At 55.4% G+C, this 13,555-nt stretch carries 6 protein-coding genes; 4 read left to right on the forward strand and 2 right to left on the reverse strand.

Annotation, left to right across the window (positions count from 1 at the left end; genetic code table 11):
- Positions 1–84: 84 nt before the first annotated feature.
- Positions 85–804: a hypothetical protein gene (locus tag FH603_RS16385; protein WP_186738621.1), complete on the reverse strand. Its 720-nt coding sequence runs from the start codon at positions 802–804 to the stop codon at positions 85–87.
- A gap of 318 nt (positions 805–1,122) precedes the next feature.
- Between FH603_RS16385 and FH603_RS16390 the strand changes: the two genes are divergently transcribed.
- The 3 genes from FH603_RS16390 to FH603_RS16400 all read left to right on the forward strand — a co-directional run bounded on the left by FH603_RS16390 (position 1,123) and on the right by FH603_RS16400 (position 6,931).
- Positions 1,123–1,548 carry a response regulator gene (locus tag FH603_RS16390; RefSeq protein ID WP_186738622.1) on the forward strand — a complete coding sequence of 142 codons (426 nt, stop codon included), beginning with the start codon at positions 1,123–1,125 and terminating at the stop codon, positions 1,546–1,548.
- A 639-nt stretch (positions 1,549–2,187) separates the two neighbouring features.
- Positions 2,188–3,438: an SGNH/GDSL hydrolase family protein gene (locus FH603_RS16395; RefSeq protein ID WP_186738623.1), complete on the forward strand. Its 1,251-nt coding sequence runs from the start codon at positions 2,188–2,190 to the stop codon at positions 3,436–3,438.
- A 10-nt stretch (positions 3,439–3,448) separates the two neighbouring features.
- On the forward strand, positions 3,449–6,931 hold the full coding sequence (locus FH603_RS16400) for a PVC-type heme-binding CxxCH protein (protein WP_186738671.1): 3,483 nt from the start codon (positions 3,449–3,451) through the stop codon (positions 6,929–6,931).
- A 367-nt stretch (positions 6,932–7,298) separates the two neighbouring features.
- Here FH603_RS16400 and FH603_RS16405 read toward each other — a convergent pair whose 3' ends face one another.
- Positions 7,299–9,860: a family 20 glycosylhydrolase gene (locus FH603_RS16405; RefSeq protein ID WP_186738624.1), complete on the reverse strand. Its 2,562-nt coding sequence runs from the start codon at positions 9,858–9,860 to the stop codon at positions 7,299–7,301.
- 271 nt (positions 9,861–10,131) lie between these two features.
- Here FH603_RS16405 and FH603_RS16410 point away from each other — a divergent pair, with 271 nt between their 5' ends.
- Positions 10,132–13,530 (forward strand): VCBS repeat-containing protein, encoded by a 3,399-nt coding sequence (locus tag FH603_RS16410; RefSeq protein WP_186738625.1) that lies wholly within the window; start codon positions 10,132–10,134, stop codon positions 13,528–13,530.
- Positions 13,531–13,555 lie beyond the last annotated feature (25 nt).

Raw genomic sequence — 13,555 nt, forward strand, 5'->3', positions numbered from 1 at the left:
GTACCAAAACCAAAGGGCAACCGAACGGTACGAGCTTGTGAGAGCCGGGCTGAAGCGCTTCAGCCCCTGGTTGAGTTGTCCTCTTTAATCCGTTGACGGTAGCGTGTCTACTGACCAACTTTGTAGCCCTATGGGAATCCTTTCTTTGATCCTGGCCAAACCTGGGCCCACACGGTGAATACGCACCCCATGGGGCTCAATGCCCAGGATAGGATACGAGCCTTTCTCCCCAGTCGACCCCACACCGGTGATCAAGATCTCAATTCCTCTGGCTTTCCCAAACCGGTAAGCTTTCTCGTACTCCGTGATGGATCCCTGGGCATCACCACTCAGGTTACAACTCGTACACAAAGGGGCATTATAATTGCGCTGATTCCACATCTGTTCAGCCGGATTAAGGTCAAATGACGCTTCCAGTCCTTTGAACAGCGATCGTAAATCGCCACCCAGTATCAAACCCTGATGGGTGCCGTTTCGAATCGTGATGGATTGAAACGTCTGGGGGTGAAACTGTAGCCGTACAAAGCTGCCCGTTAAGACCCTGAACTGGTCACAACGGCTGAATTCAGCCGGTAAGCCCCCGGGCTGGGCCTGAGCAACAAACTTGGCTAAGCTGCCAATGGCCGTGCCGTAGTGCTTACCGGCCAGCCGGACTTTGGTGGCGTCCAACTGTTGCGCGCCTTTCCGGGTAGGGGCAGCCAGCAGGGCAAATACCCGGGGTAATTGGACCAGAATTGGCCCTTGGTGAATTGCCTGGGTGGCTACTGCCAGTGCGGCAGGGTCGCTGATAGGAAGAATAGTCATGGCCTGAGGGGACTTGAGGTTGCCTACTGTTCCGTTCGGGCGGGTCTGGGTGAAAAGCCCCTCGAACGGGTCGTGAGCTTGAAGCTGATGAGGTTAAGTCACGCTGGTAAAACAACTGAAATATTGTGCCTTCCGTAAGCGGGGAACTGCTCGTTCTGGCGCGTAGAATTACGGGATGGCTGGTGAAAATGATCAACCCGGTTGCCCTGCCTGGTTAAGCCAGGCTGTTTGGTCGGTCCACAGGCTCACTCGGTAAGGTCAGACCTGGTCATTGTAACACGCTGCTGGTTAAGGCTAGAACCAAGCTAGTTACCACTTATGAGCCAAAGGAATCATTCAGATTGGCTGTTACTTGTCGATCATCAATCCGGTAGTGAGATGACGCTGGTCGAAGCCATCCAGCAACTAAGCCCCACGGTGCACACCGTTCGGGTCAACAGTGTGCCGATGGCCCTCAGCCTGCTACAGACTTGCCAGACCAGGGAGCAACCGTTACCCCGGTTAATTCTGGCCAATCTACAGCTACCACAACGCGAAGATGGCTTCCACTTACTGGCTGCGTTGACCAGGGCCGCTTCGGGCTTCGGCCGCTTGCCCCTGGTCATTAGTTCTCCGGCTGATGATAGGGACCGGCAGGAGGTAAACCAACGGGGTGGTACTTACTTGCCCAAGCCAGTTAGCCCGGATGAGTGGAACGACTTCTTAAAAACGATCCACTACTATTGGCAGAAAAGTAAGGTCTGACAACGATGTCTGAGGGGCCATAAGTTGTCAAGTTTGGTTAGAAACGGATCGTCTCTGGCGGATCGGACAAACAGGCCCTTGTTAGCGCTTGCGGATAACGAATTAGCAGCTGGTAGCTGGAGCTTCAGCGCTTTTCAGTCTCTGGAGGGGTAGGCGATCAATACGGGAAAGAGTACCCGTGGCAACCAATGAAAAAAGCCCCCTCGGTGGAACCGCTGAGGCTAAAGAAACATGACAGTTAAAAAACGGTGTTGTGAGCTTTTTATTGTCCTTGCTGAAACATGTGTTGATTATTTGGCACTTTTTCTACCGCATTTATTTAGTGGTTCAGCGGCTCCTGGCTAATACTCTTTCCGCGTGTCTTGTCTTGACGTTATTCCGGGGCTTTGTTAATTGGATAGAGGGGAAAATATAAATACCATAATCTGTGTAATCAGTGAATGGCGGCTCGGTGTGAGCTGGTTCTGGCTTTATCGATCCCGCAAGGTAAAGGGGCCGGCAGGCGCTACAGGCCAGCTATCGTTCAGTTTTTCTTTACCAAGTAAATCAAAGGTCGTTGCCACTTTTATATAAGCTTCCTGGAAACAGTCTGAATGCTATTCGCCCGCATTTGCCCTTGTTTACCTCGATTAAACCTGCATGAAAAAAAGTACGGTATTGGCCCAGATCGGGTATCGCATATTCCTGTTTTTCTTCATCTGCCAGACAGCCGTTGCTCAGCCGCGGGCCGCATCAGCGGCAGAAACGCCCAATGCTCCGTTCGAGCTCAAAAACGGTGATCGGGTAGTGTTTGTAGGGAACTCACTCTTCGAAAATGATTTTCAGTATGGCTACCTGGAACTGGCCCTGACTACCCGCTGGCCCGACCGTAATGTTACTTACCGTAATCTGGGCTGGACGGGCGATAATGTGTATGGCGTTGCCCGGAGTACGATTACCAATCCCCCCACCGGCTACGAACTGCTGATGGAGCACCTCATAAAAGCTGCCCCCACGCTGGTGTTTATCGGCTATGGTGGCATCGAAGCGCAGGAGGGCGAAGCGGGGCTGACGAATTTCATCGACGGATTGGCGAAACTGCTCGATAAGGTCGATCAGCTTGGCGCGAAGGCTATCCTGCTGTCGCCCATACCAATCCTGTCTGCCGAGTCTGCCGAACAAATGGCCCGGCAAAACGCCATGCTCGAAACCTATGCGTCGGCCGTGGCCCGGCTAGCTGCGGAGCGGGGCAAGCGCTACATCGATCTGTTCAAACCGATGCAGGCGATCAGCCCCAGAGCCCCCATAACCGATAATGGCATCCACCTCAACGAAACCGGTTATTACCGCCTGGCTACGATCCTCGAACAAAGTCTGGGTTTGGGGCCACGCCATAAACCCGCCACGATCTCGATGGCCAAAAACACAGCAGCGGCAACCGGGCCAGCCCATATCCGGGATGATGCCGATAAGCGCGTAACCGTAGCGTTCACCCTGGAGGAGCCTTACCTGCCGCTCCCACCGCCCGTTGACGACAAAGGCCTGACCGATACCGGGCCGATGCTGAAAATAACGGGTCTCAAAAAAGGATTCTATACCCTGACGGCCGACAGGATGACGCTGGTGACCGCTTCGGCAAAAGAATGGGAAGAAGGCGTTCTGTTAAATCAGGGCGGTTCCCTTATCCAGGCGCGTGAACTACAGCAGATGATCCTGAAAAAGAACGACTTGTTCTACTTCCAGTACCGGCCGTTGAATACAACCTATATACTTGGCTTTCGCTCGTATGAGCAGGGGCGGCACGTGAAAGGGCTGGAAGAGCAAAGTATTCTTATCAAGTGGCTGGAAGGCCAAATTACCGTACACCGTACCCCCGCGTCCAGGGTATATCAACTTAGCCTGTTAAAGTAGTATGAACGGAATGAAAGACGCCTGGTCCCTGAGTTTCCTGCGTAGACTGATTCTTGTGGGAGCCATTCTGCTGATTACCTCGGCTACCCATCAGGCAGATCGACAGGACGACCCGGACCCGGACGTGAACCGGGAACTGGCCTCGTTTAAGGTTGCCGATGGCTTTGAGGTAACGCTCTTTGCCGCCGAACCGCTGGTAGCCAAGCCGATCCAGATGAACTGGGATGCCGATGGCCGGTTGTGGGTCGTCAGCAGCACCGCTTATCCGCACCTGAAAACCGGAGAACAGGCAAACGACAAGATTTTTGTGCTGGAAGATACCGATGGCGACGGTAAGGCCGACAAATCCACCATTTTCGCCGAAGGGTTGCTAACGCCAACGGGAATTCTGCCGGGTGATGGCGGGGTCTATGTAGCCAACTCAACCGAAATCCTGCACTTCATGGATACTGACGGGGATGGTAAGGCCGACAAAAAACGCCGGATTTTGAATGGATTTGGAACAGCCGACGCCCACCACCTCATTCATACCTTCCGCTGGGGACCGGAAGGGCTTTTGTATTTCAACCAGTCCATTTATATCTATAGCCACGTTGAAACCCCATCGGGTATCAAGCGGCTGGAAGGCGGTGGTGTCTGGCAGTTGAATCCCAAACACCTCGACCTGAACATATATGCCAAGGGCCTGGTCAATCCGTGGGGATTGCAGTTTGATCGCTGGGGCCAGTCGTTTCTGACCGACGGGGCCGGTTTCGAAGGAATCAATTATGCGTTTCCGGGGGCCACGTTTCTCACCTCGCCGGGTGCCGCCCGCATTATGCGTGGCCTGAACCCCGGCCAGCCCAAACATAGTGGCCTGGACGTGATTTCGGGTCGGCATCTGCCGGAGTCCTGGCTGGGTAGCGTCATTACAAATGACTTCCGCGCCAACCGGATCAACCGGTTCAAACTGGAAGAGCAGGGGAGTGGCTATGCATCGCGCCAGGTTGAGGATCTGATGTGGACCGATGATATCGCCTTTCGTCCCGTCGATATATCCGTGGGACCGGATGGGGCTATCTACGTGGCCGACTGGTATAACCCCATTATCCAGCATGGGGAGGTCGATTTTCACGATCCGCGCCGGGATCAGCAGCACGGCCGCATCTGGCGGATCGTGGCGAAAAACCGCCCGCTGGTCAAACGCCCTCCATTAACAAAAGCATCCGTCGATGAACTCCTGGAAGCGCTGAAACTGCCCGAAGACTGGACCCGGTCGCAGGCGAAGCAGCTCCTGAAGGGAAAAGGCGCTGCCGATGTGGTGCCTGCTCTGGAGAAATGGGTAATCAAGCTGGGCAAAACGAACCCTGACTATGAACACCACCTGCTCGAAGCCCTTTGGGTGTATCAGGCCCTTGAGGTAGTGAACGAGCCGTTACTCATACGTCTGTTGAACGCCGGGAACCACAAGGCGCGGGCGGCAGCCTTGCGCGCCCTGGAGTTATGGCATACCAAAATAGCCAGCATGCCTGCCCTGGTTACCAAAGCCATCACCGATACCCATCCGCAGGTACGGCTGGAAAGTGTGATTGCGCTACGGAACGTGAAAACGGCCGAAGCCGCCCGCACGGCCTTGTCGGTGCTGGATCAGCCGATGGACGAATTTCTGGATTTTGCGCTCTGGCAAACCGTCCGAGAACTGGAACCCCTGTGGATGCCCCGTCTTAAAAAAGAACCTGGTTTTCTGGGTGATGCCCGGAAGACCGTTTTTGCGCTGAAATCGGTCAATACGCCGGAGGCCGTTTCGCAGTTGAGGCAACTGTATCAACTGGGTAAAGTACCGGATGACTACCAGAAGGACGTACTCGGGTCAATAGCCAAGTTCGGCAGTGCGGCTGACCTGACCGGTCTGTTCGAAAAAGAGATACAGGTCAAAGGCAATACGGCTAACGGGGTTGCTATGGTGCTCAGTACGCTGGAAGAAGCCGCCCACCGGGGTGTAAAGCCAGTCGGAAACCTGGACCGGATTACGGACTTTATCGACAGCGACGACGACGCGATTGCTACCAGCGCTACCCGGCTGATTGGCCTGTGGCAGTTGAAGGAACTCAACGGAACGTTGGTAAGTCTGGCCCGGAAGAGCGACAAAAACCAGCGAAAAGCGGCCCTGGGTTCGCTGGCGATCACGGATAAAGACAATGCCTGGAAATCGCTGATCGACTTGACCGGCAGCAAAAATCCCGCTGACCTGCGTCTGGCAGCGGTAGCCCAACTTGTTTCGGTGAATGCGCCGGAAGCCGCCCGCATTAGTGCCGATCTTTTACGGACACTGCCGGAGCAAACCGATGCGGCCGACCTTTTTCAGGCGTTTTTGAGCAGCAAGCAGGGAATAAAGGCGCTGTCGGACGAGCTGACCACCCGAAAAATACCGGCAAAATGGGCCATAACCGCCCGGCAACTCATGCAGCGGGGTGTCGCCTACAACCGCCGTGCCGATGAGGACGTTAAACGGCTCGCTCGTGTGCTGGAGGCTTCCGGTGGGGTTTTACCCACGCAGAAGATGCCTCAGGAGCTGACGGCAGCCGAAATCACCAGTCTGGCTACGCTCGTCAAACAAACCGCTGATCCGATCAAAGGGGAGATGGTGTTTCGGAAAAATAGTCTAGCCTGCCAGACCTGCCACGCTATCGGTGGGGCCGGGGGGCGTATTGGCCCGGACCTGAGCAGCCTCGGTACCAGCTCACCCATCGAAACCATCACCCGGTCGATTCTTTATCCCAACCAGTCGATCAAAGAAGGGTATGAGCTACAACGTATCGCCAAAAAAGACGGTAGCGAACTGCTGGGCTACCTGGTTAGTAACGGAACCTCGGACCTGGTGATACGCGACATTTCGGGGGCTGAGGTGTCAGTTGCCAAAAGTCAGGTCAATATTATTGAAAAGGTGCCGGGTTCGCTGATGCCGGCGGGTTTAACGGCCAGTCTGGATAAGGAAGAATTCATCAACCTGGTTGGGTTCCTCTCTAAAATGGGTGAGTCCGGCCAGTTTCGGGTGCCCACCGCTCGGTTCATCCGTCGCTGGACTACCGCTTCGCCTACGAAAGAATTGTCCACCAGGCTCTCCGCCGACGGCTTGGGTTACCTGGTGAAGCCGATGGCTAAACTCGCCCTGCAACCGGCCTATAGTACGGTTTCCGGAGAGCTGCCGATCGAGGAACTACCGCTCATTGTTGCCAATGGGAACAAGTCGTACAGCGCCATCCGGTTCGACCTTGAAGTGGTTAGTAAAGGAACGGTGAACCTGAGCCTGAATAAAACGGACGGTATAACCGCCTGGGTGGATCAGAAACCTGTCAGGCTGATCGATGGGGCCATGCTCGCCGATCTCATGCCGGGTATTCACACCGTTACGCTGGCTATCGACCGGACCCTCCGGAAGAGTGGCCCAATGCGTATTCAGCTTTTAGACGGAGCCGGGGCAACGGCGCAGACCAGACTGGTTATGGGCAGGTAAAGAGAATTCGTCTGGTTGTCGCTTTGAATAGCACTCTTATAACCGAAATGTCCCCTTGTTTAAAAACAAGACAGCACGTTCAGCGCTTTTTTATAACGTGAATTCGGGATTAGCTTTCATTTGTTTAGGCCCGTTAGGGCCTTCACAGCGCAGCGTCGGTAGGACGCCGTAACGGTAGGAAAATTCGGTTTTGCCAGGAGGCATGTGCCGTCAGGTACATAACGGTTGTGTACCTGACGGCACACCTATTCTACACATGGGGGCTTTTTTTTCTACCGACGCTGCGCTGTGAAGGCCCTAACGGGCCATTTATAATCCCGAATTCACGTTTCAGAAATAAGGGGCCGTTAGCTTAACCAGAAGCGGCTTAGGGGTTTATGCTCACGGTTTGCCCGGAACGGCCACTGGCGTTAAATACCTTGAATTTGACCGGACCGGTAGCGGTAACAGGCTCGGTATACACCTGGCTTTTCGCCGTCGGTTCGGTTCCATCGGTTGTGTAGCGGATGGTTAGACCGGGGAACTGCACGTTAGCCGCCACTTTGCCCCCCGTAACTTTGGCCCCCACAGCAGGTATCCGGTACTGGTAGCCGCCTGCATAAACATCCAGGCGGGGAAGCTCCCGTTTCCCAACGGTATTGATGAATTCAGACCAGGCCTGGTTGTACAGCTGGTCGCTTTGTGTATCGTTCTTTTCGGTAGCCCAGGCGGGGTCTTTGGCCCAGGCCCGCTCAGCTACTGCCAGTAGTTTGGGCAGCATCTTGTACTCGAATTCCTGGGGTGTCCGGTTGGTTTCCGACCACAGGGGCGACTCGATCCCAACCAGATTTGCCTTGCCTTTTTCGGTGATAGCCTCCCGGCCTTTGATCATCGACGGCGCGATTCGCTTGCCGGTAAAATCGTCCTTCAGGTTTCGGAGGTAGTTGTAGGGAATAAAGGAAAAAGGCTTGTCGATGTCGACGTAGCCACCCCAATACTGGCCGGGCTCCTCCGAGGACGGGTTGTAGGCCAGATCCAGATACATATGCGTAACGCCGGTCAGAATTACCTTATAACCCGCGTTGGCCATGCGGTAGGCCAGATCTTCGGCACCGGAACCGGGGCTATTTTTCCAGACGTTGACCCGGAAGCCTTCGCCTGTAAACGCTTCGTTCGGTACCCACACGACATTCCCGTTCTGGGTAACTTTCTTTAAGCCGATCTCTTCCCAGCCCGATAGAAATAGTCCCCGGCTTTTCAATAGCTGGTTTACCTTGCCGAAATAGTAATACCATAAATCGTCGGTGTTTTTTACCGAGGTATTGCCCGCCAGCAGCGTTTGAACGGCTGGCGACTTCTGCCAGACACCTTCCGGCACTTCATCACCGCCGAAGTGAATCGTTTTCAGGGGGGCACCCGCTTCCTTGTACATGCTCCGCAGATCATCGACCACCCGGGCCATGAACGTATAGGCCGAGGGCATCGCTACGTTGATTACGTTATCGTCCCAGCCCTGCACCGACCGGTAGACCGATTTGTCGGCCAGATCACGCAGGAGGTAGCGCTCGGCTTCGGCTTTGTTGCCGTCTTTCATGAACCGTTCATACCGGGCATCCATGGCTTTGATGGCCGCCCGCGCGTGTCCCGGCGATTCTATTTCGGGGATCACCTCGATATGGCGGTCGCGGGCGTACTTCAGGATGTCCACGAAATCAGCTTTGCTGTAGAAACCTGTGCCAGCTGTATTGCTGGTCGATGGGCCTGACCCGTAGGAAGGAATCAGATTTTTCGTTTCATCGGTGCTGTGCGCCCGTTTGGCACCAACAGCGGTCAGCTCTGGTAGCGAGGGCATTTCTACCCGCCACCCTTCGTCTTCGCTAAAGTGAAAATGAAAGGTGTTCATCTTGTAGAGCGCCATGATATCCAGCACTTTAAGTACTTCGGATTTAGGCTGGAAATTTCGCGCCATATCCATCATCAGGGCTCGGTAAGGGAAGCGGGGCGCGTCGGTAATAGTAACGCCGGGAAGACTAACGGATCCGGCTTTGCCCGCAAGGGCGGCTGCCGGTAGTAACGTTTGCAGCGACTGGATGCCGTAAAAGATACCCGCCCGGGTTGCCGCCGACAGTTCGATACCGTTCTGGCTGACAACGAGTTTATACCCCTCAGCCGGGAGTGTGGCATCTTTCCGGAGGGCGATGGTCTTGCCGGTTCCCTGTGCCTGAACCGGTAACTCCTTGCCTACGGCCGGCTTGAGTGCGCGGGCCAGGATGGCGGCTTCCGGAGCGAATTCGGTTCTGGCCAAAATCGTCACCTCGTTATTCAGCAGGAAGGGCGTGCCCTGAGCCTGATAGGAAACGGGGGTAGGGAAAACGGGCGGCAGCTTATCGGCTGGAACCGCTTTAATTTTTGCGTTCTCATCGAAAATCTTTTCCGCCAGCTCACGATCCGACTTTTCGAAATTTTTACCGGAATTGATGGCTACGTCCACCGGAAAGGCCTGTTCAGGATCGCTATCCAGCACCAGATAAAATCCACCGGGGAAGTCGGTCCTGTTTCGGATTTTGCCCCCCAGTACCTCAATTTTGGCCGATTTGCCGGCGGGCAACGCCTTGAATTTCGGACCAGGGCTGATGTAGTGCAGATCGCCGTTGAACAGGGTGACCCGCGCCACCGTCGAATCGAAGGTAGCGGGGCTTCCGCCGTTGAAAAAAAGCTTCCAGCCCGTAGCAGGCAGGTCTTTATCGCCGGTATTGGAAAGGGTCAGAACGGACCGGGAGCGGCCCTGATTCTGGTAGTTATTGTCGGCCAGCTCCAGGGTTACGCTCAGTGGTTTCGACGTGTTATCGGCGAGGGCTGCGTTTGTGGCTTCGGTGGAAGGGGCTTTTGAGCAACTGAAAAAAATGAATTGAAGAAAAATAACGAAAACTAAAAAAGGGTACGTTCTCATGTTGGTATAATCGGGTAAAGCCGCTTAAGAATGATGGGGAAAGCGGTTTCCCGTGGTTTGACAAGTGGACTCCGCTCTCCCGGCCTGAAAGTATATAAACATCGTGGGATGAAAAAGCTACCCGTACAAAGTCCATTGAAACAAAATAGCACGGTTTGCCGGGCCGGGTCATGCATTGTATGTAAAAAGTAAGTAAACTTGTTTCCCCCAAACCCTTTATGGCAGACTGTAGCTGTCGGGGGTATTGTCTACCCGCCTTAATTACTGCTGAATGATACCTGTTATCCGTACGTTTCTTTTTGGCTCGCTGGTTGCCCTGGCTGTGTCGTCGTGTAATCAGACAACCAAGACCACCGACGCTGATCAGGCTCAGAAACCAACGGGCCCGCCCCTGTTTACGCTGCTCTCCCCCGACCAGACCGGCGTTACCTTCTCCAACAACCTGACCGAAGGACTCAATACCAACGTGCTCATGTATGAGTACTTTTATAATGGCGGAGGGGTAGCTATCGGCGACCTGAACGGCGATGGGCTGGATGATATCTACTTCAGCGGCAACATGGTCCCCAATCAGCTGTACATTAACAAAGGCAACATGAAATTCGCCGATGTTACCACGGCGGCCGGGGCAGCAGGTCGCGATGTTCCCTGGCGAACGGGCGTAACGATGGCCGACGTCAACGGCGACGGTCGACTCGATCTGTACATTGCCCATTCGGGAAGCGTACGGCCCGAAAACCGGATGCCCGAATTGCTCATCAACGACGGCCCTGATGCGCAGGGTGTACCTCACTTTACCGACCAGACCGCGCAGTATGGGTTGAACCGACCTGCCCAGACGACACAGGCCGTATTTTTCGATTACGACCGGGATGGCGATCTGGACATGTTCCAGCTTAACCATAACCCCCGGCTGTTACCGATTCTGGACGTATCGGCCACGTCGGCCCTGCTCAAACAGCCGAACCCGGAAATTGGCGTTCGCTTGTATCGCAACACAAAAAACAAGTTTGAGGACGTTACAGACCGCTCGGGCCTGAGCAGCTCGGTGCTTACCTACGGTCTGGGTGTGGGCGTGGCCGACCTGAATGCCGATGGCTGGCCCGACCTGTATGTGTCTAATGACTACGGGGTGCCGGACTATCTTTACCTCAACAACCAGCACGGGAAGTTTACCGATGTGTTGAAGTCCAGCGTCGGGCATACGTCCAATTTTTCGATGGGTAATGCCGTGGCCGATGTCAACAACGACGCCCGCCCCGATATCATGACGCTCGATATGCTGCCCGAAGACAACCGGCGGCAGAAGCTGTTGCTGGCTCCCGATAACTACGAAAAATATAACCTGAGCGTAGAGTCGGGCTTTCACCACCAGAATATGCGGAACATGCTTCAGGTGAGCAATGGCGACGGAAGCTACCGTGAGGTGGGGCAGCTGGCGGGTATTTCCAATACCGACTGGAGCTGGTCGCCACTCTTTGCCGACTACGATAACGATGGCTGGAAAGACCTTTACATAACCAATGGCTACGTACGGGACTATACGAACCAGGATTTCCTGAAATACATGGCCGACTTCATGCAGAACCGGCCAAGCAATCCCCAGCGTGAGGACATCCTGGAACTGGTACACCGGATGCCGTCGTCGAACGTAGCGAATTACGCTTTCCGGAACCGGGGGGGGCAGCTGGGTGAGGTTGCCTTCGAGAACAGTGGCGCGGCCTGGGGATTGACCCAGGTGTCGAACAGCACCGGTGCCGCCTACGCCGACCTCGACAACGATGGTGATCTGGATCTGGTTACCAACAACACCAATCAGTCGGCGTTTATTTTCCGGAACGAGACGAATAAAAAGCACCACTATCTGGCACTGCAACTGACAGGCAGCGGAGCCAACACCCAGGGTTTGGGAACGAAAGTAACGCTTTACCGGAACGGTCGCCAGCAATACCTGGAACAGATGCCAACCCAGGGTTACCAGTCGAGCATGTCGCCCCGGCTGCATTTCGGGCTGGGTTCCGATCCGGTTATCGACTCGCTCCGGGTGGTGTGGCCAACCGGCAAACAGCAACTGCTTACGGGCGTAAAAGCCGATCAACTGCTGGCCATTCGTGAAACGGATGCCCGCACGGTTTACCGGGTACCCCGGTCGGCAGTACCCCTGTTTCGCGAAACGAAAGCCCCGCTGGCGTATGTGCATCCCCGAACGAGTGTCAATGATTTCAAACGGCAGCCCCTGCTGGTCAACGCCCAGTCGTTCGGAGGGCCGTGTATGACCAAAGGAGATATGAATGCCGACGGGCGCGAGGATGTATTTGTGGGTGGAGGCAGCGGTCAGGCGGGGGGCGTGTACCTACAGCAGCCATCGGGGCAGTTTAGCCGCCTGCCGCAACCAGCTCTGGAAGCTGACAAAGCCAGTGAAGATACCGATGCGGCTTTCTTCGATGCGAACGGCGATGGGTTTCCTGATCTGTACGTTTCGAGCGGTGGGTACGGTGATTTCCTGCCCGACGACCCGCGGTTGCAGGATCGGCTCTACCTCAATGATGGCAAAGGAAATTTCACCAAAAGCCCGAACGCCTTGCCCGCTATGCGCACCAGCACCAGTTGCGTGCGCGTTGCCGACGTGAATGCCGATGGACGTCCGGACCTGTTCGTGGGTGGGCGCGTGGTGCCGGGCCGCTATCCCGAAGCCCCCCGCAGTTACCTGCTTATCAATTCCGGGAAAGGGCCCAACGGCCAGCCGACGTTTACCGATCAGACGGCCCGCCTGGCTCCAATGCTCTCCCGGATCGGTATGGTGACGGATGCGGCCTGGGCTGATCTGAACGGCGACCGGAAGTCCGAACTGATCCTGGTGGGGGAGTGGATGCCCATTACGATACTGAGCCTTTCGCCGGGAAAAACACCCCTGCTGACCGATCAGACAACGGCTTTTTTGGGTGCCGACGGAGCTGCCGGGAGTCGGGGCTGGTGGAATAAGCTGCTGGTCGACGATCTCAATAACGACGGTCGGCCCGATCTGGTCGTGGGTAACCAGGGGCTGAACACCCAATGCCGCGCCAGTGAGCAAGAACCCGCTGAACTGGTCTACAAGGACTTTGACAAAAACAGTAAACTCGACGCAGTTCTTTGCCTCTACGTGCAGGGACAATCGTATCCGCATGCTACCCGCGACGAACTGCTGGATCAGATCGGGATGCTGCGCCAGCGGTTTACCAATTACGATACGTATGCCAACGCAAAGCTGACCGATGTTTTCACCGCCGACGAACTGGCCGACGCTCAAAAACTAACGGCTACCCAGTTCAGAACGACCTGTTTTGTCAGCACACCTGCGGGTAAACTAACTGAAATGCCGCTGCCAATGGCCGCTCAGGTAGCGCCGGTATTTACGCTGACCGCTCTCGACTTCGACCACGATGGCCACAAGGACCTGCTGCTTTGCGGTAATGCTACCCAGGCCCGGCTCCGCTTCGGCCGGTCGGACGCTAACAATGGGGTTCTGCTGCGGGGAAATGGGCGGGGCGGTTTCTCGCCTGTGTCGCCGGAGCGAACGGGTTTACGGCTGGCGGGCGATGTACGGTCGGTGCTGTCGGTGGGTAACACGATTTTGGTGGGCACGAACCAGCAGCCGATGCGGGCGTTTCAGTTAACCGGCCAGAAATAGCGGTATTCCCAACCGGTTCCGATAC

Origin of the sequence: Spirosoma utsteinense (genome assembly GCF_014282275.1) — a bacterium.
GTDB lineage: Bacteria > Bacteroidota > Bacteroidia > Cytophagales > Spirosomataceae > Spirosoma > Spirosoma utsteinense.